At 71.6% G+C, this 21,520-nt stretch carries 25 protein-coding genes and 1 other RNA gene; 6 read left to right on the top strand and 20 right to left on the bottom strand.

The annotated features are described in order from the left end of the window. Positions 1-11: 11 nt before the first annotated feature. The 8 genes from FBY23_RS08905 to FBY23_RS08870 form a co-directional block, all read right to left on the bottom strand. A complete protein-coding gene (locus FBY23_RS08905) occupies positions 12-1,040 on the bottom strand; it encodes an iron-siderophore ABC transporter substrate-binding protein (RefSeq protein ID WP_141797826.1) in 1,029 nt (342 codons plus the stop codon). 34 nt (positions 1,041-1,074) lie between these two features. Continuing rightward, a complete protein-coding gene (locus tag FBY23_RS08900; protein WP_141797825.1) occupies positions 1,075-1,875 on the bottom strand; it encodes an ABC transporter ATP-binding protein in 801 nt (266 codons plus the stop codon). A 55-nt stretch (positions 1,876-1,930) separates the two neighbouring features. Then, the gene (locus FBY23_RS08895) at positions 1,931-3,709 is read right to left on the bottom strand and encodes a DEAD/DEAH box helicase (protein ID WP_141797824.1); all 1,779 of its coding nucleotides are present in this window, start codon (positions 3,707-3,709) and stop codon (positions 1,931-1,933) included. Continuing rightward, entirely contained in the window at positions 3,706-3,984 is a 279-nt protein-coding gene (locus FBY23_RS08890) for a DUF3039 domain-containing protein (RefSeq protein WP_141800939.1), read from the bottom strand. The genes FBY23_RS08895 and FBY23_RS08890 overlap by 4 nt, the downstream gene beginning before the upstream one ends. Positions 3,985-4,012: 28 nt before the next feature. Further along, a complete protein-coding gene (locus FBY23_RS08885) occupies positions 4,013-5,497 on the bottom strand; it encodes an MFS transporter (RefSeq protein WP_141797823.1) in 1,485 nt (494 codons plus the stop codon). Then, positions 5,494-6,054 (bottom strand): TetR/AcrR family transcriptional regulator, encoded by a 561-nt coding sequence (locus tag FBY23_RS08880; protein ID WP_141797822.1) that lies wholly within the window; start codon positions 6,052-6,054, stop codon positions 5,494-5,496. The genes FBY23_RS08885 and FBY23_RS08880 overlap by 4 nt, the downstream gene beginning before the upstream one ends. A gap of 66 nt (positions 6,055-6,120) precedes the next feature. Further along, the gene (locus tag FBY23_RS08875) at positions 6,121-6,681 is read right to left on the bottom strand and encodes a YqgE/AlgH family protein (RefSeq protein WP_141797821.1); all 561 of its coding nucleotides are present in this window, start codon (positions 6,679-6,681) and stop codon (positions 6,121-6,123) included. Positions 6,682-6,792: 111 nt separating this feature from the next. After that, complete coding sequence (locus tag FBY23_RS08870; protein ID WP_141797820.1) at positions 6,793-7,338, bottom strand: hypothetical protein; 546 nt, start codon at positions 7,336-7,338, stop codon at positions 6,793-6,795. 170 nt (positions 7,339-7,508) lie between these two features. Here FBY23_RS08870 and FBY23_RS08865 point away from each other — a divergent pair, with 170 nt between their 5' ends. Then, entirely contained in the window at positions 7,509-8,225 is a 717-nt protein-coding gene (locus FBY23_RS08865) for a TetR/AcrR family transcriptional regulator (protein ID WP_141797819.1), read from the top strand. A 7-nt stretch (positions 8,226-8,232) separates the two neighbouring features. Here FBY23_RS08865 and FBY23_RS08860 read toward each other — a convergent pair whose 3' ends face one another. Then, positions 8,233-9,276: a DUF3048 domain-containing protein gene (locus tag FBY23_RS08860; protein ID WP_160158194.1), complete on the bottom strand. Its 1,044-nt coding sequence runs from the start codon at positions 9,274-9,276 to the stop codon at positions 8,233-8,235. A 129-nt stretch (positions 9,277-9,405) separates the two neighbouring features. On the opposite strand from FBY23_RS08860, the gene FBY23_RS08855 reads away from it, so the two are divergent. Together FBY23_RS08855 and FBY23_RS08850 are read left to right on the top strand one after the other, a co-directional pair. Further along, positions 9,406-9,894 (top strand): SigE family RNA polymerase sigma factor, encoded by a 489-nt coding sequence (locus FBY23_RS08855; RefSeq protein WP_313901092.1) that lies wholly within the window; start codon positions 9,406-9,408, stop codon positions 9,892-9,894. Further along, on the top strand, positions 9,891-10,700 hold the full coding sequence (locus tag FBY23_RS08850) for a hypothetical protein (RefSeq protein WP_141797816.1): 810 nt from the start codon (positions 9,891-9,893) through the stop codon (positions 10,698-10,700). The genes FBY23_RS08855 and FBY23_RS08850 overlap by 4 nt, the downstream gene beginning before the upstream one ends. Positions 10,701-10,880: 180 nt before the next feature. Here FBY23_RS08850 and FBY23_RS08845 read toward each other — a convergent pair whose 3' ends face one another. From FBY23_RS08845 to FBY23_RS08830, 4 genes are read right to left on the bottom strand one after another with little or no spacing between them, the layout of a single operon-like run. Next, positions 10,881-11,651, bottom strand: a complete 771-nt coding sequence (locus FBY23_RS08845; protein WP_141797815.1) for an SDR family NAD(P)-dependent oxidoreductase — start codon at positions 11,649-11,651, stop codon at positions 10,881-10,883. A gap of 40 nt (positions 11,652-11,691) precedes the next feature. Continuing rightward, positions 11,692-12,105: an HIT family protein gene (locus tag FBY23_RS08840; RefSeq protein WP_141797814.1), complete on the bottom strand. Its 414-nt coding sequence runs from the start codon at positions 12,103-12,105 to the stop codon at positions 11,692-11,694. Positions 12,106-12,135: 30 nt separating this feature from the next. Then, on the bottom strand, positions 12,136-13,281 hold the full coding sequence (locus tag FBY23_RS08835; RefSeq protein ID WP_260805834.1) for a glycerophosphodiester phosphodiesterase: 1,146 nt from the start codon (positions 13,279-13,281) through the stop codon (positions 12,136-12,138). Positions 13,282-13,333: 52 nt separating this feature from the next. Beyond that, entirely contained in the window at positions 13,334-13,768 is a 435-nt protein-coding gene (locus FBY23_RS08830) for a hypothetical protein (protein WP_141797813.1), read from the bottom strand. 64 nt (positions 13,769-13,832) lie between these two features. Between FBY23_RS08830 and FBY23_RS08825 the strand changes: the two genes are divergently transcribed. After that, positions 13,833-14,600 carry a thioesterase family protein gene (locus FBY23_RS08825; RefSeq protein ID WP_141797812.1) on the top strand — a complete coding sequence of 256 codons (768 nt, stop codon included), beginning with the start codon at positions 13,833-13,835 and terminating at the stop codon, positions 14,598-14,600. Positions 14,601-14,610: 10 nt separating this feature from the next. Then, positions 14,611-15,270: an SDR family oxidoreductase gene (locus FBY23_RS08820; protein WP_141797811.1), complete on the top strand. Its 660-nt coding sequence runs from the start codon at positions 14,611-14,613 to the stop codon at positions 15,268-15,270. 28 nt (positions 15,271-15,298) lie between these two features. On the opposite strand, the gene FBY23_RS26165 is transcribed toward FBY23_RS08820, so the two are convergent. Beyond that, positions 15,299-15,460 carry a GPGG-motif small membrane protein gene (locus tag FBY23_RS26165; RefSeq protein WP_174245194.1) on the bottom strand — a complete coding sequence of 54 codons (162 nt, stop codon included), beginning with the start codon at positions 15,458-15,460 and terminating at the stop codon, positions 15,299-15,301. 170 nt (positions 15,461-15,630) lie between these two features. Here FBY23_RS26165 and ssrA point away from each other — a divergent pair. After that, positions 15,631-16,000, top strand: a transfer-messenger RNA (tmRNA) gene (gene ssrA, locus FBY23_RS08815). A gap of 76 nt (positions 16,001-16,076) precedes the next feature. On the opposite strand, the gene FBY23_RS08810 is transcribed toward ssrA, so the two are convergent. From FBY23_RS08810 to ftsE, 6 genes are all read right to left on the bottom strand, one after another. Next, positions 16,077-16,916, bottom strand: a complete 840-nt coding sequence (locus tag FBY23_RS08810; RefSeq protein ID WP_141797810.1) for a trypsin-like serine protease — start codon at positions 16,914-16,916, stop codon at positions 16,077-16,079. A gap of 72 nt (positions 16,917-16,988) precedes the next feature. After that, complete coding sequence (locus FBY23_RS08805; RefSeq protein WP_222117775.1) at positions 16,989-17,885, bottom strand: amidohydrolase family protein; 897 nt, start codon at positions 17,883-17,885, stop codon at positions 16,989-16,991. Continuing rightward, positions 17,878-18,381 (bottom strand): SsrA-binding protein SmpB, encoded by a 504-nt coding sequence (smpB, locus tag FBY23_RS08800; RefSeq protein WP_141797809.1) that lies wholly within the window; start codon positions 18,379-18,381, stop codon positions 17,878-17,880. Before smpB ends, FBY23_RS08805 begins: the two co-directional genes overlap by 8 nt. An 86-nt stretch (positions 18,382-18,467) precedes the next feature. Next, positions 18,468-19,739 carry a M23 family metallopeptidase gene (locus FBY23_RS08795; protein WP_141797808.1) on the bottom strand — a complete coding sequence of 424 codons (1,272 nt, stop codon included), beginning with the start codon at positions 19,737-19,739 and terminating at the stop codon, positions 18,468-18,470. A gap of 94 nt (positions 19,740-19,833) precedes the next feature. Further along, entirely contained in the window at positions 19,834-20,769 is a 936-nt protein-coding gene (ftsX, locus tag FBY23_RS08790; protein WP_141797807.1) for a permease-like cell division protein FtsX, read from the bottom strand. 38 nt (positions 20,770-20,807) lie between these two features. Next, on the bottom strand, positions 20,808-21,497 hold the full coding sequence (ftsE, locus tag FBY23_RS08785; RefSeq protein ID WP_141797806.1) for a cell division ATP-binding protein FtsE: 690 nt from the start codon (positions 21,495-21,497) through the stop codon (positions 20,808-20,810). Between the last annotated feature and the right edge of the window lie 23 nt (positions 21,498-21,520).

Genomic DNA, 21,520 nt, shown 5'->3' with positions numbered 1-21,520 from the left:
CTACCCGTCGGCTACTTGGTCAGCAGGTCGACGTACGCGTCGATGACCTGCTCGGCCGTGCGCGGGCCGCCGAAGGTCCACACCCCGGCCGGGAACGCGTGCGCGCGGCCCTCGGCGACGGCGGGGATCTTCTGCCACACGGCGTTCTCGGCGAGCGCGGCGTTGACGTCGCCCTCGGGGTCGACGGTGCCGGTGTAGAAGAAGGTGGCGTCGCCGAGCTCGCTCATGCCCTCGATGTCGGTCTGGCCGAGGCCGTACGCCGGGTCGACCTTGCCGGTCCAGGCGTTCTCCAGGCCCAGCTCCTCGCCGAGCTCACCCATCAGCGAGCCCTGGCCGAACGGGCGGATCGAGACGTTGCCGCCCTGGATCCAGCCGTCGAAGTAGACGAACTTCCCGGCGTCGGTCGCGGCGACCTTCTCCTTGGCCTCGGCCAGGTGGGCGTTGAAGTCGTCGACGACGACCTTGGCCCGCTCCTCGCGGCCGGTCGCCTGGGCGATCAGCTCGAAGGTGTCGATCATGTTGGCGACCGGGTCGGCGGCGTCGGCGCCCTTGGTGGCGAGCACCGGGACGTCGTACTTCGCCAGCTGCTTGAGGATCTCGTCGTCGGGCGTGTAGGCCTCGACGATGACCAGGTCGGGGTTGGTGCCGAACAGCGTCTCGAGGTTCGGCTCGCCGCGGGTACCGACATCGGTCACGCCGTCGGGCAGCTTCTCGGCGGTGTCCCAGGTCGTGTAGCCCTCGGCGTCGGCGACGGCGACCGGCGCGACGCACAGGGAGAGCACGTCCTCGACCTGCTGCCACTCCAGGACGGCGACCCGCTCGGCCGGCTTGTCCAGCTCGACCGTGCGGCCGTAGCTGTCGGTCAGCTTCACCGGACCGGTCGAGGTCGCGGTCTCGTCGGCGGAGCACTCGGCCGAGTCGGCGGCCTTCGGGGCCGGCTTGTCACCGGCGTCGGCGTCGGTCGTGCCGCAGGCGGCCAGCAGCAGGCCGAGCGGCAGCACCGCCATGGGAGCCAGGGCAGCGATCGGTCGGGTCTTCATCGGGTTCCTCACTGGTGGGTGGTCGGACGCGGTGTCAGCGGCGTCGTTGGTGGTGCCTGCCCTGGGCCTCCACCCGCACCGCGCCCGTGTCCGGGTCGACGAAGCAGCGGATGGGCAGTCCGTAGACGGCGGAGAGGTGCTCCCCCGTGAGTACGTCGGCGGGTGTGCCGACCGCGTGGACCGCGCCCTGGTGCAGCAGCACGACCTGGTCGGCCACGGTGGCGGCATGGTTCAGGTCGTGCAGGACGACGCCGAGCGCCGTCCCGTGCCGGTCCGCGAGGTCGCGGACCAGGTCGAGCGTCTCGACCTGGTAGCGCAGGTCGAGGTGGTTGGTGGGCTCGTCGAGCAGGACGACGGCGGTGTCCTGGGCGAGGCAGGTGGCCAGCCAGACCCGCTGGAGCTCGCCGCCGGAGAGCTGGTCGACGGGCCGGTCGGCCATCGCGTCGATGCCGGTGACGGCCATCGCGTGGTCGATCGCGGCCCGGTCGGCATCGGTGACACCGGCGAACCGGCCGCGGTGCGGGTGCCGGCCGAAGGCGACGACGTCGCGGACCTCGAGGCCGGACGGGTGCGGTCGCGACTGGGAGAGCAGCGTGACCCGGCGCGCGAACTCCTTCGCGCTCAGCGGCGCGGTGTCGTCCTCGTCGAGGGTGATCCGGCCCTCGGTCACCGGGTGCAGCCGCGCGAGCGAGCGCAGCACCGTCGACTTGCCGCTGCCGTTGGGCCCGATCAGCGCGGTCACCTCGCCGGGCACGAGGCGCACGGAGACGCCGTGCACCACCGTGCTGCGCTGGTAGCCCAGCACCAGGTCGCGTCCTTCGAGAACCGTCGTCACGCAAGGCAGCCTAGCCTAAGTTAGGCCAGCCTTTCCTATGGGGTGCCTCACGGCGTCAGGACGTCTTGCGCACCGCCCACTCCCGGATCCGGTCGATCCGCTTCTGCAGCTGGTCGGCGTTGGCGACGGCGGCCGCCGGTCCCCCGCACTCCTTGCGCAGTGCGGCGTGGGTGATGCCGTGGGCCTGACCGGTGCGGTGGTTCCAGGAGGCGACGAGCGAGTTGAGCTCGCGGCGCAGCAGGCCGAGGTGCTCGTGGGTGGTGACCTCGGCGAGGGTGTCGGCGGCCCGCTCGTGCTCGGACTGCCCGGCAGCCTCCGGCCGTCGCGTACGACGACGGTCGGCCTGCCGCTGCTGGAGCAGGGCGCTGACCTGGTCGGGCTCGAGCAGGCCGGGGATGCCGAGGAAGTCCATCTCCTCGTCGGACCCGACGTGGACCTCGCCCTCGTGGCCGAACTGTGCGCCGTCGTACAGCGCGTGGTCGAAGCGGGCCTCGGAGCCGAGCGCCTCGAAGGGCCCCAGCTCGAGCTCCTCGGAGGCCGACTCGGAGGCGTTGGCCTGGTTCATCAGGTCTTCCTCGGCGGCGAAGATGTCGCCGTCCTCGCTGACCTTGCGCTTGAGCACGTGGTCGCGCTGCGCCTCCAGCTCTGCCGCGAAGGAGAGCAGGTTGGGCACCGACGGGAGGAAGACCGAGGCGATCTCGCCGCGCTTGCGTGCGCGCACGAAGCGGCCGACGGCCTGGGCGAAGAACAGCGGGGTCGACGTCGTGGTCGCCCACACGCCGACCGCCAGCCGCGGGACGTCGACGCCCTCGGAGACCATCCGGACCGCGACCATCCAGCGCGAGTCGCTCTCGGAGAACGCCGAGATCTTCTTGGATGACGCCTTCTCGTCGGAGAGCACGACGGTCACCGACTCGCCGCTGATCTGCTTGAGCAGCTTGGCGTAGGCCCGGGCACTGTCCTGGTCGGACGCGATCACCAGGCCGCCGGCGTCGGGGACGTGGCGGCGCACCTCCGAGAGGCGCTTGTCGGCCGCCTCGAGCACCGACGGCATCCAGGAGCCGCTGGGGTCGAGCGCGGTGCGCAACGCCTGGGAGGTCATGTCCTTGGTGAGCGGCTCCCCCAGCGACGCGGCGACCTCGTCGCCGGCCCGGGTGCGCCAGCTCATCTGGCCGGAGTAGGCCAGGAACAGCACGGGCCGCACGACGTGGTCGGCGAGCGCCTCGGAGTAGCCGTAGGTGTAGTCGGCCACCGAGGTCGGTACGCCGCCCTCCCCGGGGGCGTAGGTGACGAACGGGATCGGGTTGATGTCGGAGCGGAACGGCGTGCCGGTCAGCGCCAGGCGGCGGGCGGCCGGCTCGAACGCCTCGCGCACGCCCTCGCCCCAGCTCAGCGAGTCGCCGGCGTGGTGGATCTCGTCGAGGATCACGAGCGTCTTGAACCGCTCGGTGCGGATCCGCATGGCGAGGGGGTTCACGCCGACACCGGCGTAGGTGACCGCGACGCCGACGTAGTCGCTGGCGATCTTGCCCGAGCCCGCGGAGTACGTCGGGTCGATCGGGATGCCGGCGCGGGCCGCCGCCTCGGCCCACTGGAGCTTGAGGTGCTCGGTGGGCGCGACGATGATCAGCCGGTCGACGAGACGCCGGCCGAGCAGCTCCGCGGCCACGGTGAGCGCGAAGGTGGTCTTGCCGGCGCCCGGGGTCGCGACGGCGAGGAAGTCACGCGGGTTGCGGGCGAGGTAGTCGGTGAGCGCAGCGGACTGCCAGGCACGCAACGACGGCGCCGTGCCCCAGGCTGCCCGCTCCGGCCACGCCGGACCGAGCGAGGTCATGCGTCGGGACCGGACCCTTCCGGGCCGTTGCCGCCCGGCTTGTCGTCGGACAGACCCTCCCAGATCTCCTTGCAGTCCGGGCAGACCGGGAACTTCTCGGGCGCCCGGCTGGGCACCCAGACCTTCCCGCACAGGGCCACGACCGGGGTGCCCATGACCATCGCCTCGGTCAGCTTGTCCTTCTCCACGTAGTGGGAGAAGCGCTCGTGGTCGCCCTCGTCGGTCGGGACGGTACGGCGGTCCTCACGGACGTCCGTGTCTGTCGAGAATCCGATCGTGGTCACCTGGCCAGTCTAGTGGTCCTCAGTGGCCACCGGAGACATCGACGTCCTCCGGGAGCCCGCGCCACACGAGGACCGCCACCAGCAGGGTGATCACGGCGCCGGCGAGGCCGACGATCCCGAAGGCGTCGGTGTACGACGCCAGCGCGGCCGGCTCCACCGCGGTCCCCAGCGCACCGGTGACCGACTCCACAGCAGCGTCCGGCGCGCCGACCGGGAGGCCGTGGCGGTAGACGACACCGGCGAGGCTGCCGAGCAGCGCGATCCCGAGCACCCCGCCGACCTCGTAGGACATCTCCTCGACCGCGGCCGCCGACCCGGCCTGGTGGGCGGGCGCGGCGCCCATGATCAACGCGGACGCCAAGCCCAGGGCCGCCGTACCGAAGCCGACGAGGAGCAGGGAGACCGCGACGCCGGCGTACGGCATCGGGCGGGGCAGCAGCCACAGCACCAGCAGGCCGGCAGCGAGCACGACCAGGCCCGCGACGACCACGTTGCGTGCGCCGCACCGGGCGGCGACCGCGGGCGCCAGCGGCGGGCCGACCAAGCCGCCCAACGCCATCGGCAGCAGCGCGACGCCAGCCGTCAGCGGGCTCCAGCCCTGGACCAGCTGCAGCCACTGCGAGCCGACGAACAGCAGCGCCATCATCGCGGTGCTGCTCACCAGCGCGGTGACCACGCCGGAGCGGAAGACGGGGTTCGCGAAGAGTCGTACGGCGAGCATCGGCTCGTCCTGGCGCAGGCAGCGCAGCACGAACCCGGCGAGCATCGCGACACCGGCGACCAGCACCAGGAGGGTCGCGACGTCGACGTCGCCCTTGCCGAGGTGCTTGACGCCGTAGACGGCAGCGACCATGCCGGCGACCGAGAGGACGGTGCCGATCGCGTCGACCCGGCCGGGCCTCTCCGAGCGGCTCTCGGGAAGCAGCTGGAGGCCGGCGACGAGCGCCACGACCATGAGCGGCACGTTGACGAGGAAGGCCGCGTGCCAGCTGAACGCGCTGAGCAGCGCGCCGCCGACGATCGGGCCGACGGCGCCACCCACGGCGGCGGTCGCGGCCCACAGCCCGAGCGCGAACGCGCGCTCGCGGGCATCGGGGAAGAGCGCCCGGATCAGCGACAGCGTGGCCGGCATGATCATCGCGCCGCCGACACCCAGCAGGGCGCGCACGGCGATCACGTCGCCAGGACTGCGCGCGACCAGCGCGGCAAGCGAGGCGACGGCGAAGATCGTGAAGCCGGTGAGCAGCATCCGGCGCCGGCCCCAGCGGTCGGCGATCGCCGCGACCGGGACGAGCAGGCCGGCGAGGACGAGTGAGTAGACGTCGACGATCCACAGCTGGGCGAGCGCGCCCGCGTGCAGGTCCTCGGTCAGGTCCGGCAGCGCGACGTTGAGGACGGTCATGTCCATCACGACGACGAGCAGGCTGGCCGCGAGGACGGCCAGTCCACCCCAGCGGCGGCGGCCCTGCACCTCGGCGGACTGCGGGCCGATCGTGGTGGTCATCGGGCAGCACCGCCCTCGAGGAAGGTGGAGCGGACCAGGGCCTGGGCGTCGTTGCGGGCGATGTCGCCGGCGACGAGAGCGTCGCGGGCGGCGACGAGGAGGCCGTAGACGCTGTGCCCCAGCCAGCGGGCGGGCACGTCGGAGCGGAGGACGCCGGCCGCCTGCGCGGCGGCATAGAGCGCGACCTCGTCGGCGAACAGCGCCGCGGCGCGCTCACGCAGATCGGGCGCGTTGAGGACCGTCGGGTCGGTCAGCGCGATGCCGAGCTCGTCGGCGTCGATCACGAACTGCCCGAGGATCTCGTCGAGGCAGGCCCGGATCCGCGCTGCGTCGCCCGAGGCGACGACCTCGGCGACGCGGGCCTCGACGAGGGTCTCCTCCCAGCGGTCCAGCGAGCGGCGGCCGATCTCGTGGAGCAGGTCCTCACGGCTGGCGAAGTGGCGGTGGACGGTCGCGCGGCCCACGCCGGCCGCGGTGGCGATCTGTGCCATCGACGCGGTCGGATCCGTGGTGAGCAGGCGCTGAGCTGCGGCCAGCACCGTGTCCCGGGTGGTCATGGTTCCTCCTTGCTGAGACATCACTGTCTCACATGAGACATTGATGTCTCAACTCTGCAGAGGAGGTCAGTTCAGCTCGGGGTCGGCCGGGCGGGTGGCATGGAACGCGAGGTCGCCGGGCTGGCGGCGCAGCACCTGGCGGCGCAGGTCGCGGGTGTCGCCGAGGAAGGCGTCGTCGACGTGGCTCGGCACGACGTACCAGCTGCCCTCCGCGATCTCGGCCTGGAGCTGGCCGGCGCCCCAGCCGGCGTACCCCGCGAAGATCCGCAGCCGGTCGACCGTGCCGTCGACGAGCTCGCGCGGGGTGTCGAGGTCGAGCAGGCCGACCCGGTCCCACAGTCGCCGGAAGCCGGCGGCGTGCTCACCGCCGGGGGCGGCCAGGGCGACCGCGAGCGCGCCGTCGGTCGCGACCGGCCCGCCCTGGAAGAGCACCTCGGGCTCCTCGACCACCTCGCCCCACTCCCCCAGCACCTCGGACACCGGGAGCGCGGTGGGGCGGTTCAGGACGACGCCGAGCGCGCCCTCGTCGTTGACGTCGAGGAGCAGCACGACCGTGTCGACGAAGTTGGGGTCGAGCAGGTCGGGCGACGCCAGCAGCAGGCGTCCGGCACACAGCTCGCTGGACATGGCTCCATCATCCCCCTTCGCCGGCCGCGCGGAAGCAACACAACCCCGGACCCGACGCGAGATTGGGAGGGAGACGCGTCGGGCCCGGGGCCGCACTCAGGAGGGGCTGGGTCAGGCGGCGACCACCGCGCGCAGGCGCTCGAGGAGGGAGCCGCGGACCTCGGGCTCGGCGTACACCGCGTCCGGGGTGACGACCGGCATGCCGCGGTGGAGCAGGCGGGCCCGCTCCTCGATCTCGGCGCCGATCCGGTGCGCGGCCTCGTCGCCGATGCTCGTGCGGCCGGCCAGCACGGCGAGCAGGTGGTGCTCCTTGAAGGAGGCGGCCTCCATCGCCGACGCCATGGCGTCGTCGAGCGGGTGGGCCTGGTAGTGGTCGATGATCATCCGAACGCCGGGCAGCTCGTGGGCGGTGTTGCTCCACGCGATCTCGACGGCCTCGGCGAGGTCCATCGGCTGGTGCGCGAGCATCCGCTCGATCTGGCCCGACAGGCGGGTGTGCCACTTCAGCGTGAGGGCGGCGAGCAGGTCGAGCTCGTCGCGGAACGCGACGGAGACACCGTCGACGTCCATGGGCAGCAGGCCGTCGCGGCGCACGGCGGAGGTTGCGATGACGGAGCGGAGGGTCTCGCCCCGGTTGTGAAAGGCCGTCCAGGTCATGGTCAGCACTCCTGTATCGATCGGCGGTCGTCCGGAACTCGGGGTATCCGACATACCGCTGGTACGTACTACGAGTATGGAGCCGACCACGGGTATGCCCAAGGGCACGACACCGTGATCCCGCCCACCCGGCGCAGTGACGGGTGTCACGGCGCGCCTATGCTGAACCGGTGGCGAAGGCATCGGTGTCGAAACTCGTCCCCAAGGTCCCCGTCCCCGGGGTGCCCGGGGCGTCTCGCCGGGCCGCGTACTCCGCCTCCACCAAGCGGGCCCTGGTCGACGTCGCCGAGCAGCTCTTCGCCGAGAAGGGGTACGCCGGGACCTCGCTGGACGCCATCGTGTCCGGCGCGCGAGTGACCAAGGGCGCGCTCTACCACCACTTCTCCGGCAAGCAGGCGCTCTTCGAGTCCGTCTTCGAGCGGGTCGAGCAGGAGGCCGCCAAGCGGATCCAGAAGTCGCTGCGCGGCCAGAAGGACCCGTGGCGCAAGGCGACCGAGGGCCTGCGCTCCTTCCTCGACGTGGTCCAGGAGTCGCCGTACCGCCGGATCGTGATCCAGGACGGGCCGGCCGTGCTCGGCTACGAGCGCTACCGCGAGCAGGAGGAGCGCTCGACCTTCGCCAACATCGTCGAGATCGTCCGCGCCACGCTCGACGCGGGCTCGTGGGACCTCGACGAGGACATGCTGCAGACGTTCGCGCGGATCTTCTTCGGCGCGATGTCCTCAGCCGGCGAGTCCGTCGCGACGGCCGCCGACCCGGAGGCCGCGGCCCGCCGGGTCGAGGGGGCGATCGGGTTCCTGCTCGCCGGCGTGCAGAGCCTGGTCGAGCAGGGCATCGCCATGCCGAGCGCGCTCGGGGCCGACCGCCGGGCGGCCGACCCCGAGTGAGCCCGCGTCAGTTGTAGGTGACCGAGCCCGGCGACGCGGCACCCTTGCCGGGCACCAGCTCGAGCCAGGTCTTGCCGGCCGGGAGCTCGATCTCGTTGCCGGCGGCGTCCTTGAAGGTCAGCTCGGCGCCCTCGTCGGCCTTCTCCCAGGTCACGTCGATCGCCTGGCCGCCGTGGAAGATGACCGCCTTGCCCTTGCCCTCGAAGTGCGAGACCGGGACCGGGTTTCCGGCGGGGTCCGAGTAGGGCGCCAGGCTGGTGCGCACGGTCGCCGCGATGACGGTGTCGGGCTTGAAGACGTCGCCGTCGGCCATGTAGCCGTTCTGCAGGGCGTACTTCGCGCCGTCGTACTTCCAGTTGGAGGTGCGACCGGGCGACAGCTTGATGGCCATCGTCGTCGCCGGCGCACCGGCCGGGAGCGCGGCGTCGCCGAACGGGAGGTAGTCGGCAGGGCGGGTCGCGGTGCCGCGCGCCGAGGCGCCGATCTTCTTCAGGTCTGCCATCACGCTGTGCAGCGAGTCGTGGGTGCCGTCGTTGATGCGCACCACGTGGGGGTTGTTCATGTCGAGGAACCTGATCCCGGCCTTGCGCAGGCCGTTGAGCGTCACCGGCGCGGCGCCCGAGGTGATGATGGTCGCACCCAGCGGCTTGGCGATGCCGATGTCGGTCAGGCGCATCGAGCGCACCGGGCCGGCCTTGTCGGGCAGCTTCTGGTAGAAGAACACCGCGAGCCGGGTGATCCCGCCCTCGACCAGCTCCTCGACCACCAGGTCGGCCTTGCCGACGCCGATCTGCGGGTCGCTGTCGATCGAGTTGTCGATCTTGACGATGTACGCCGGGTGCTTGCGCGCGGGGTCCGCGCCACCATCGGTCAGCTCACCGGTCAGCGGCCAGGTGGCCGGCGGCGCCGGCGTCTCGCTGGCCGCCGTCGGGTTGTCGTCGCCGCCGCTGGACTTCTTCCCGCCGTCGTCACCACCCCCGCAGCCGGCGAGCACGAGGCTCAGCACGACAAGCGAAGCGGGCAGGGCACGGCGGAGGATCGAGGAACGCACGCGGCAAGTCTGACCCACGCCGCACCCAGACGACGGAGCCGCCCCCGCGTGTCGGGGTGTGACATGGCGGGCCGCGGCAGCGTCGTACCGGGAAAGCACACCGTCCCCGGGAGAGACATGATCGAGCCCGTGCCCGACTCCTTCGACGCGTTCGCGCGCGCCCAGGCCGCGCGGCTCCACCGCGCGGCGTGGCTGCTGTGCGGTGAGCGGACCCAGGCCGAGGACCTGGTGCAGGAGACGCTGGCGAAGGTCTACGTGCGGATGCACCGCCGGCTCGGGCCGCGGCTGGAGAACCCCGCGGCGTACGCGCAGACGGTGCTGACCCGCACCTACATCAGCGGGCGCCGGCGCCGCAGCAGCACCGAGGTCCCGTACGCCGACCTGCCGGGTCTCGACGCGGAGGGGAGCGCCGACCACGCCGAGACGACCGACCTCCGGCTCGCGCTCACCGAGGCGCTCGCCGGACTGGCGCCGGTGGACCGGGCGGTCGTCGTGCTGCGTCACCTCGAGGACCTGTCGGTCGAGGAGGTGGCCGGCGCTCTCGGCCTCACGCCGGGGGCGGTCCGCAACCGCAGCATGCGCGCGCTGGCGCGGATGCGGAAGGAGGTACTGCGATGAACGAGCACGACCTGACCGCCGTCCTGACCCGAGCAGGCGAGCGCCTGGACCCCGATGTCACTGCCCTGGTGGCCGGCGGGACCCGGCGGGGGCGCCGGCGGATCCGCCGGCGCCGGGGCCTCGTCGTCGCCGTGGGGGGCGCCGCGACCGCGGCCCTCGTCGGCGCCGTGGCGTGGCAGTCCTCGCTCGGCGCGACCACCGCTCGCGACGTGGCGACGACCCGGCCGACGCCACCCGCACCGACCCCCGCACGGGCCGCGGGGCTGACGCCGGACGACCAGCGCTCCCTCGCGCCGGACGACGTGGTGCTGGAACGCTTCCTGCGCCAGCTGCCCGGCGGCCGGATCAGCGACCTGCGGACGACCCCGGTCGACGACCCCGACCACGTCAGCCAGCACGGTCTGGAGATCAACCTGCGGCTCGACGGCGCCGACGTCGAGGTGCGGCTCTACGACATGAGCCCCGACCCCGAGCAGTGGCGGCAGGTCGCGAGCAGGGCGCCCGGGAACGAGCGCTGCGCGGCCTCGCCAGCGTGCACCGCCCGGCGGACCACGTACTCGGCCGAGGAGACCTGCGGGGCACCGGAGTGCCGCCCGCTCCCCGACGGCTCGTGGCTGTGGCCGCGCTCCGGTGACGGCGGCGACGGCACGGACACGAGTGGCTTCACCGCCAACTGGTCGGGCGTGTTCGCCCCCGACGGGTGGATGGTCGACGTGTCCGCGACCAACCGGGCCGACGCCGGCGAGCCGCTCCTCAGCCTCGACCAGCTGACCGAGCTGGCGACCTCCGACATCTGGTTCCGATGACAGTCGGGTGGGTGAGGGCGACCCCTGGGTCACCCTCACCCACCCGACTCGGTGGTCTCGTGGCCGTCAGGTTCCTGACGCGTCAGGCGCGTGCGGTGGCAAGGCGGCGGCGCGCAGGCGACCTTGGGGCGAAGCGGTCGTCAAGCGCCGCCAACGCCGCCAACGTGCGTGCCGGGCGCGTCAGGTGCCGAGCGAGATGCCGCCGTCGACGTAGAGCGTCTGACCGGTGATGTAGGACGCCTCGTCGCTCGACAGGAAGGTCACCGCGGCGGCGATGTCCTCGGGGAATCCCACCCGCTTGACCGGGTTGGCCTCGGCGTTGAGGCGGCGGAACTCGTCGACGTCGAGCTTGAGCCGCGCCGCGGTGGCGTCGGTCATCTCGGTGGCGATGAAGCCCGGCGCGACGGCGTTGACGTTGATGCCGAACGGACCGAGCTCGATGCCGAGGGTCCGGGTGAAGCCCTGGATGCCCATCTTGGCGGCCGAGTAGTTGGCCTGGCCGCGGTTGCCGAGCGCGGAGATCGAGGAGATGTTCACGACCTTGCCGTACTTCTGCTCCACGAAGTGCTTCTGCGCGGCCTTGGTCATCAAGAAGGCGCCCTTGAGGTGCACGCCCATGACCAGGTCCCAGTCCTCCTCGGTCATCTTGAAGAGCAGGTTGTCCCGCGTGATGCCCGCGTTGTTGACCAGGATGTGGATGCCGCCGAGGTCGGCGACGACCCGCTCGACGGCGGCGTCGACCGACGCGCCGTCGGAGACGTTGGCGCCCACGCCGATGGCCTTGGCGCCCTCGACCAGGGGCAGCTTGGCGGCGGCCTCGGCGGCTGCGGCCTCATCGAGGTCGACGATCGCGACCGATGCGCCCTCCTCGGCGTACCGGCTCGCGGTGCCGAACCCGATCCCTCGTGCGGCTCCGGTGATGACGGCGACTCGCCCGTCGAAACGACCCATGGGTGCTGACCTCTCAACTCGGTAGACGATCGGCGGCAGCCTACGACGCCAGGGCGGTCCGCAGGCGCGCGGCATACTCCGCGGACTCCCCCGCGGCGTACTTCGTGCGCGGCCAGAAGAAGCCACGCAGCCCGTCGCCCTTGGTCCGGGGCACGACGTGCAGGTGCAGGTGCGGAACCGACTGGCTGACCACGTTGTTCATCGCCACGAAGCTGCCCTGCGCCCCGAGGCCGGCGACGACGGCGCTCGCCAGTCGCTGCGCTGCACCCAGGAAGCCGTCACGCTGCCCGGCCGGGAGGTCGGGCAGCGTGACGACGTGGGTGCGGGGCACCAGCAGGACGTGGCCCTTGAACACCGGGCGCCGGTCGAGGAACGCGAGCAGGTCGGGCTCGTCGAGGACGACGTCGGCCTCGGTGTCGCCGGCGAGGATGGAGCAGAAGACGCAGTCCGCCATGTCGGCGAATCTAGTCCCCTCCGGGGACGGTCAGGCCGCGCCCTCGCCCGCCAGCCAGCCGTCGCGGGTGGCGACGGCGATGTCCGGGTTGTCGGAGAACAGCGCGTCGACACCGGCGTCGAGGAACGCGTCGACCTCGCCGGCGAGGTCGCCCTTCGCATTCGGGTCGGTGCCGATGCGGTGGTCGGTCGGCAGGAACTGGTTCTCGACCCGCATCGTCCAGGTCACCACGCGCAGCCCGACGGCGTGCGCGTCGGCGACCAGCGAGCTCGGCGCACCGATCGCACCCGAGGCGTCACGCGGGATGACCAGGTTCTTGGTCGGCGCGACCCAGTCGGCGTACGTCGCGATGTCGGCCAGGCCGGAGGGCCTCACCAAGTCGGCGTACGTGGTGGTCGAGCCGGCCGCCTTGAGGTCGTACGGCGCACCGCTTCCGTCGACGAGCTGGGCCAGCGGCACGCGGGTCATCGTGTCGAGCTGGCGAAGGTTCGCGGTCTCGAAGGACTGGATGACGACCTTGGCGTTGGGCCGGTCGAGACCGCCCTGGCGCAGGGTGCGCACCAGCGGCTCCTCGAGGGAGAGGCCGATCGAGTCGAAGTACGACGGGTGCTTGGTCTCGGGCGCGATGCCGATGGTGCGACCGGTGCGGCCGGACTCGCGCTTGACGAGCCGGATGACCTCCTCCAGGGTCGGGATCTCGAACCGGCCGTCGTAGCGGGTGTTGTCGGGGCGGACCTGCGGCAGCCGCTCCTTGGCACGAAGCGTCTTCAGCTCGGCGAGGGTGAAGTCCTCGGTGAACCAACCGGTGACGCTGACGCCGTCGATCGTCCTGGTGGTGCGCCGGCCGGCGAACTCCGGGTGCGTGGCGACGTCCGTCGTACCGCTGATCTCGTTCTCGTGGCGGGCGACGAGGACGCCGTCCTTGGTGGAGACGAGGTCGGGCTCGACGTAGTCGGCGCCCATCTCGATGGCGAGGCGGTAGGCCGCGAGGGTGTGCTCGGGCCGGTACCCGGAGGCGCCACGGTGCGCGATCACGATCGGCTCGGCACCGGGGTGGCGGTCGGGGTGACCGTTGCCGGGCGCGGCCTGGACGGGGACGGCGGCGGCGCCGAGGGCGACGACGGCAGTGGTGATGGCAGCCATGAGGGTCCTCCCGAGGAGGGTCGTCCGGTTCATGACCGCAACCCGACCAGTCACAGGTGGCCCACCGGGGAGCCACGGGTGAACGTCAGTCGGCGAGCAGGAGGATGCCGCCGGCGAACAGCGCGACGACCTTGACGACCTCGAGCCCGACGTACCAGAGGTGGGCACGGGATCCCGGTCCCTCGACGCCCTCGGGCGCCGCGAGGACGGCGTCGGAGCGCCGGGTCAGGGCGGGGCGCACGAGCAGCATCTGACCGAGCAGCACGGCCACCGCGACGCCCAGCGCGATCGCGGCGCCGCGACCGGGCTCGCCGACGAGGAGCGAGATGACGACCAGCACGGCGAGCACCAGCTCGCAGGCGTTGAGCGCCCGGAACACCAGCCGGCCGATGCCCAGCCCGACCTTCAGCGTCACGCCCGGCGCCCGGAACTTCACCGGCGCCTCGATGAACGAGATCGCCAGCACCATGCCCAGCCAGACGAAGGTGGCGGCGGTGGCGGTGGCGTGCGAGGCGGGCATGTGCTGATCATCCACCCTCCGTTCGGGGGTACGCCGCCGCTGGGCCGCACGTGAGAATGGCCCGGTGGCGTACTGGCACCGGACCGCACCGCACACCTTCACCCCCACCGAGCATGTCGGTGGCGCTTGGGACCGCGCGACCCAGCACATCGCCCCCGCGCTCGGCGTCCTGGCCCACGAGGTCGAGCGCGACCGCGACGCCCGCCGCTCCGACGGGCTGGTCGTCAGCCGGCTGTCCTACGACATCCTCGGCACCGTGCCGATCGAGCCGATCGACGTGGCGGTGGAGGTGCTCCGGCCGGGCCGGACGATCGAGCTGGTGCAGGCCACGGCGTCGTACGCCGGCCGGGCGGTCGCCGTACTGCGGGCGTGGCTGGTCGAGCCCTACGACACCGCACCCCTCGCCGGCACCGACCTCCCGTCGATCCCCGGCCCGGACGAGATGGAGCCGTGGGACATGGCCGGGCTGTGGGCCGGCGGCTTCATCGCCTCGGTCGAGGTGCGCCGCAAGGAGCTCGGCCCGGGCCGCTCGATGGTGTGGGTGCGCACCCCGCACGCGCTGGTCGCCGATGAGCCGGTCAGCCGGCTGGCCGCGGTCGCCGGGCTGGTCGACATCACCAACGGGATCGCCGTGCGCACCGACCCGGCGAAGGTCGCCTTCCCCAACCTCGACCTCACCGCGCACTTCCTGCACCTGCCCGCCGAGGGCTGGCTCGGACTCGACACGACCCAGTCGTACGGCGCCGGCGGGATCGGCGTCACGAGCTCGAAGATGCACGACGAGAACGGCCCGCTCGGCACGATCGCGCAGACGCTCACGGTCCGCCCGTAGATTGGACGGCATGCGCGTCGCCGTCGTCGGAGGTCACGGACAGATCGCCCGCCTGCTGCACCCCCTGCTGGTCGCGGCCGGCCACCACCCTGTGGCGCTGGTACGCCGCGAGGAGCAGCGGACCGCCCTCGAGGCGGTGGGCGCCGAGGTGCGGCTGCTCGACATCGAGAACGACGACGTCGCGGCGTTCGCCCGAGCGTTCGAGGACTGCGACGCCGTCGTGTTCAGCGCCGGCGGCGGCCCCGACGGCAACGTCACCCGCAAGCAGACCGTCGACCTGGAGGGCTCACTGAAGTCCGCGGCCGGCGCGGCGGTCGCGGGCATCCGCCGGTTCGTCCAGGTCTCCGCGATCGACGTCGACCAACCGGTCGCGCCGGACACCGGCGAGGTGTGGGCGGCGTACGTCACCGCCAAGCGCGACGCCGACGCCGCCCTGCGTGCCGGCGCCCTGGACTGGACGATCCTGCGTCCCGGCCGGCTCACCGACGACCCGGCGACCGGCCTGGTCGCCCTGGGCGCCGACGTACCGCGCGGCGACGTGACCCGGGCCGACGTCGCCTCGGTGATCGCGGCGGTGATCGACCGGCCCGAGAGCGTGCACCACCAGTGGAACCTGGTCGGCGGCGAACTACCGGTCGCCGCGGCGGTCGCGAGAGCCGCGGCGTCCTAGCCGCGGCTCTCGCGTTGCCGTCGCGTGGTCAGACGGTGTGACTGCGGCCGTTGAAGATCGAGACACCGCCGGGACCGACCAGCAGACCGAGAACGATCAGCACGATGCCGAGCACGATGCCGCCCTGCAGCAGGGTGACGATCCCGGCGATCACCAGGACAGCCGCGATGATCCACAAGAGCATGCCCATGACTGTTTCCTTTCCCTCGCCCACCGGTTGTGGGGTCTCCGGGAGGTACCCCAGCGCCCGGGTGGCAGACGTCAGGCGGATGCGGGCCGAGCGCCGACGACGGGGCGCGGGATTATCCGGTGGGCCGGCGTCGTTGGAGGTAGGTAGACTGAGGTCGACACAACTCAAGAGGGGCTGATCGGTTTCGACTTGGGACGTTTGTTCCAGGGGAAGCGGGTCGAGAAGCCAGCGTCATCTCGTAAACGATCGCTGGAAACCAATAACTGCCAACGCTAAGCGCAGTTCCTTCGCTCTCGCTGCCTGAGCAGTGATCGAAGCGTCTGACCGGGCATCCGTCTCCGTCCCGGATCCAGGCGTCATCTAGGAGACTTGCTGCGTCGCTCTCGCCGGGAGGGTGGCGCGGGACTCAAACCCGGCTGGGCCTGTCGACGACGTGTTCGTGCGAGCGTCGGGGCCGAGAACACGCCAGCACGGACTGCACCCGGAGAAGACCTGGCTCGGCGCTCGAGGACCGGGGTTCGATTCCCCGCAGCTCCACGACACAGCACGACACACGACGACCGCCGTGGCCCGCGCATCGCGCGGACCACGGCGGTCGTTCGTGTCGGTGCGGCGCTCAGTCCAGGAAGCCGGCCAGCCAGCTCGCGACGCCCGGGATGTCGATGCGCTGGTAGCCGTCGAGGTAGCGGCAGTTCTGGGTGTAGCCGTACGACGTCACGCCGACGACCTTGCCGTCGAGCCACAGCGAGCCGCCCGAGTCACCGAAGCAGGTGCCACCGGTGCCGAACGGGTCGTTCTCGTTGCCGTTGGTCTGGATGATCTGCGGCGTGATCTTCTGGCCCGGCATCTCGACGTACCGGCGGATGATCGGGTAGCTCATCGGCGTCGGCTTCTGCGAGCCGGTGTCGGCCTGGCGCACCTCGGTGCCGTAGCCGACGGCGGTGAACAGGGTCTTGCGCGGCTGCTTGACGGCGTCGGCGGCGTTGAGCCCGGCGAGCGGCGCCGGCGCGATGCCGACGGCGTGGTCGAGCACGACGACGCCCACGTCGTTCCAGTTGTCGAGGTCGGTGAAGTCGCTGTAGTCCGGGTGCGTGTACGCCGTGCCGGACAGGTAGCCGGCGCCGGTGATGTCGGCGTCGGTGTAGCCGGCGCTCACGTCGCTGGCGACGGGCAGCGGCGACGGCGGTGCCTCGGCGACCACGCTGTCGAAGGTCACCAGGGTCTTGCCGAGGGTGCCGGAGGTGCAGTGCGCGGCGGTCACCAGGACCGTCGGGCTGATCAGCGTGGCCGAGCAGCGGAACCGGCCGTCGGCGTCGTAGAAGGCGATCATCGCCACATTCGGATGGGTGTCACCGTCGACGGTGCCACCGGTGCTGGCTGATGCCGGCGAGGTCGGTACGACGAGTCCGAGGCCGGCCACGGCGGCGACGACCAGGGTCAGGAGACGAGCACGCATATTTTCTTTCCCCCTTGGATGAGCTCGGACCTCAGTCCAGCACCGCTGGGCCCGCAGGGGAAGAGGCGCGGCTCAAGAACCGGCGACGCCGAAGAGCCGTGCGCCGTTGTGCCAGCACACGTCGCGCAGCCAGTCGTCGCCGAGGCCGAGGCGCGCGAGTCCCTCGAGCTGGTGGTGGTAGGGGTACGGGATGGTCGGGAAGTCCGAGCCGAGCAGCACCTTGGGCCGCAGGTCCCGCACCCGCGGCAGCAGTCCGGTCGGGTAGCCGCCGTCGCGGTCGAAGAAGTCGGTGAACACCATGGTGGTGTCGAGGTGCACGTTCGCGTGGCGCTCGGCCAGCACCAGGAAGTCGTCGTACTCCGGCGCTCCCATGTGGGCGATGATCAGCCGCAGCCGCGGGAAGCGGCGCAGCAGGCGGGCCACCGAGTCGGGTCCGGTGAACTCGTTGCCGACCGGGCCGGACCCGGCGTGCACGGTCACGGGCGTGCCGGCGTCCTCGAGGATCCCCCAGACCGGGTCGAGGACCGGGTCGTCGGCGACGAACTCGCCCACCTGCAGGTGGATCTTGAAGATCCGGACGCCGTCGTCGACCAGCTCGGCGACGTACTTCTCCGCCTCGGGCTCGGGGTAGAACGTGGCCGAGCGCAGGATCTCGGGCGCGGTCGCCGCGAAGTCGCGCGACCAGTCGTTGAGGTACGACGCGACGCCCGACTTGTGCGCGTAGGGATGGGTCGGGAACGCCCGGACCCCGAAGGCCCGCAGCAGCGCCACCCGCTCCTCCAGCGACTGCCGGTAGCGGATCGGCCAGGGCCGCCCGATCTTCGGGCCGGCCTCGTCGAAGACCCGCCACACGGCGCGCTGGATGTTGGGCGGCAGGAAGTGGGTGTGCACGTCGAACAGCCCGGGCAGCCCGAGCGGCTCCCAGAACGCCCGCACCGCGCGGGCATCCTCCGACCGGTCCTCAGTCACTCATGCCCTTGAGCCGGCGACCGATCGCCTCCTGCTTCTCGCGGTCGGCCGTGCGCTCGGCGATGGCCTGCCGCTTGTCCCAGGACTTCTTGCCCTTGGCGAGGCCGATCTCGACCTTGGCCCGGCCCTTGACGAAGTAGAGGGAGAGCGGGATGACGGTGTGGCCCTTCTCGCTGACCTTGCGCTCGATCTTGTCGATCTCGACCCGGTTGAGCAGCAGCTTGCGCTTGCGACGCGCGGCGTGGTTGGTCCAGGTGCCCTGCGCGTACTCAGGGATGTGCACACCGTGCAGCCACGCCTCGCCGCCCTCGATGTCGACGAAGCCGTCGACCAGGCTGGCGCGGCCCATCCGCAGCGACTTCACCTCGGTGCCCTGGAGCACCATGCCGGCCTCGAAGGTGTCCTCGATGTGGTAGTCGTGGCGCGCCTTCTTGTTGGACGCAACGAGCTTGCGCCCGCTCGCGTCCTCCTGCTTCGCACCCGACTTCTTGGCCATGCGTCGATTCTCTCAGGGCCGGCAACCGGTTTGGCGGCGGGCGTCTCGTGACGGTCGCTGCACGACCTCCTCGACGTCCGTACCGCTCAGAGGTAGCCCATCGGGTCGACGGTGTCGCCGTTGCGCATCACGATGAAGTGCAGGTGGCAGCCGGTGGACCAGCCGGTGGAGCCGGAGTACCCGACGACCTGGCCGCGGGCGACCTTCGCACCCTCGCCCACGGCGTACTTGCTCATGTGGTTGTAGACCAGCACGATGTCGGCGCCGTTCACCTTGCCGATCGCGAGGTAGAGGCGGTTGCCGTAGACCTCGTCGTAATACTCGTCGATCACGGTGCCGGACTCGCCGGCCCACAGTGCCGCGCCGCAGCCGGTGCCGAAGTCGGTGCCGTTGTGCAGGCCCCAGTAGCCGTAGATCGGGTGGATCCGGTAGCCGTACGGCGAGGTGACCGGTCCCGGACCGGGACGGGCGAGCAGGCCGGCGGTGTCGCCGTTGTAGCTGCCGCCCTGCTTCTTCGACAGCTCGATGATCTTCTGCCGGATCTTCGCCTCACGCTTCTCGAGGCGGCGCAGCGCCTTGCGGTCGGCCTCCCGCGCGGCGACGACCTCCTTGCGCAGCCCCTTGTTGCGGGCGACGAGGTTCTCGACCTCGGTCTCGGTGGCCGCGGCCCGGTCGACGAGGGCCTGCACGGTCGCGACGTTGTCGTCGGCGGCCTTCTTGGCGGCGGCGACCTGGTCGCGGGCGGCCCGGACGGCGACCCGCTGCTGCTCCATCGCGTCCTCGGCGGCCTCGAGCGCGACCAGCGCGTCGTGCTGGCGCCCCATCACGAGGTCGTTGGCGGTCTGCCCCATCAGCACGTCCTCGATGCTGCCCGCGTCGGCGTACGCCGCCAGCAGCGCGAGCCGGGTGTCGCCCGCGGTCGCGATGCCGATCACCGTGTCCCGGCTCACGTCACGCTGGGTGGCGACATCGGCGCGGGCCTGGGCCAGTGCCGCCCGGGCGGTGGTCAGCTGGGTCTGCGCGTCGGCCAGCTGGGTGGCCAGGGTCGCCGCCTGGGCCTGCGCGTCGGCGAGGTCGGCGCGGACCGAGGCGAGCCGGGTGCGGGCGCCGCCGAGCCGGGCCTTGGCCTTCTCGAGCCGCTTGGCGATCTTGGCGACCTGCTGGCTGGCCTCGTGGATGTCGCCCTTGACGCTGGCGATCTCGCCCTTGACGTGGTTCTGCTTGTCCTTGAGGTCGTCGCGGTCGTCGGCATGGGCCAGCGGGACGGCCAGCCCGGCCACGGCGACGAGGGTGGCGACAGCGGTCACCAGCCACTGGGGGTGGGCCCACACGGGCAGCCTGTCGCGCAGATCGGGCAAGGCACGACTCAGCCACGGGGCGCTGGGGAAGAAGCGCACGGTACGACCAATCGGTGTTCGGGGAAGTGAACCCCTCGACCGTAGTCGCCGACGATCAGACTTTGACGTATTTGCGGGTCAGCAGGAGTGTCGGGATCAGCGTCAGCGCCGGGCCGAGCAGCACGATGCCCGGCGGGAAGAGCCCGAACAGCGCATGGGTGTAGTCGCCCCAGTCGACCCACGGCAGGAACGAGACGTGGTCGGACAGGGCCTGGTCCACGCCCCAGTGCTGGAAGGCAGCCAGCACGCCGGCCGCGAGGGCGACGCCCACGATGGCGGCCACCAGCGACTCGAGCAGGAACGGCAGCGCGATGTAGAGCGTCGAGGCGCCCACCAGGCGCATGATCGCGATCTCGCGCCGCCGGGCCAGGGCGGCGAGCCGGATCGTGTTGGTGACCTGCAGCAGCGCCGCGAACAGCAGGAAGCCGGCGCCGATCCAGGAGCCGTACTTCAACACGGTCATGATCCCGAAGATCTGGCCCAGCGCCTTGCGCTGGTCCTTGATGCCGGACACCCCGTCGAGGCCCTCCAGCGCGCTGATGATGCCGTCGGCGCGCTCCGGGGTCTTGAGCGTCACCCAGTACGCCGCGGGCCAGCCCTCGGCGGTCACGATCGGGTCGGGCCCGGAGTACGACGACTCGGGGAGGGTCTCCTTCGCCTTCTCGAAGCCCTCCTCCTTCGACTGGTAGGCGAAGGAGCGGACCTCGTCGTTGTCCTTGATCTCCTTCTCGATGCGCTGCTGCTGGTCGGCGGTGACCTCACCGCTCGCGCAGTTGGGGCTGTGCGAGGGGTCGTCGTCGGTGCACAGGTTGACCAGGATCTTCAGCTCGTCACCGAGGCTGTCGCGGGCGACGGTGGCCTCGCGCTGGACAAGGATGCCGATGCCGGCCAGCGAGAGGGACACGAAGAGCGTGAGGATCACCGCGAGGTGCATCGACAGGTTGCGGCGCAGGCCGGTGCGGAGCTCGGTGAAGACGTAGCGAAGCTGCATGAGGAAGGCTCTCTGGATCGGGCTGGATCGGATCCGGGTCAGTGCTGGAAGCCGTAGCTTCCGGACGCCTCGTCGCGCACGACCTTCCCGCTGTCGAGCTCGATCACCCGCTTGGTGAACTGGTCGACGATGCCGTGGTCGTGGGTGGCCATCACGACCGTGGTGCCGGTCTCGTTGATGTCACCGAGGAGGTTCATGATGCCGACGGAGGTGGCCGGGTCGAGGTTTCCGGTCGGCTCGTCGGCGATGAGGATCATCGGGCGGTTGACGAACGCGCGGGCGATCGCCACCCGCTGCTGCTCACCGCCGGACAGCTCGTCGGGCATCCGGTCGCCCTTGTCCTTGAGGCCCACCAGCTCGAGCGTCTCGGGGACGACCTTGCCGATCTCGCGGCGCGACTTGCCGATCACCTGCTGGGCGAAGGCGACGTTCTCCGTGACCGTCTTGTTGGGCAGCAGCCGGAAGTCCTGGAACACGGTGCCGATCTGGCGCCGCAGCCGCGGCACCTTCCACCCGGCCATCCGGTTGATCTCCTTGCCGGCGACGTGCACGCGACCGGTGGTCGGGCGCAGCTCGCGCAGCACCAGCCGCAGCGCGGTGGACTTGCCGGATCCCGACGTACCGACGAGGTAGACGAACTCGCCCTTGTCGATGTCGAGGGTGACCTGGTCCAGCGCCGGCCGGCCGGGGCCGGGATAGCGCTTGGTGACCTTCTCGAAGCGAATCACTGACCTGACGGTACGCCACCGCC

It is taken from the genome of Nocardioides sp. SLBN-35, assembly GCF_006715725.1.
In the GTDB taxonomy this organism is placed as follows: Bacteria; Actinomycetota; Actinomycetes; order Propionibacteriales; family Nocardioidaceae; genus Nocardioides.
Note: the sequence above shows the minus strand (reverse complement) of the source record. Positions and strands in the feature narration are given on the sequence as shown.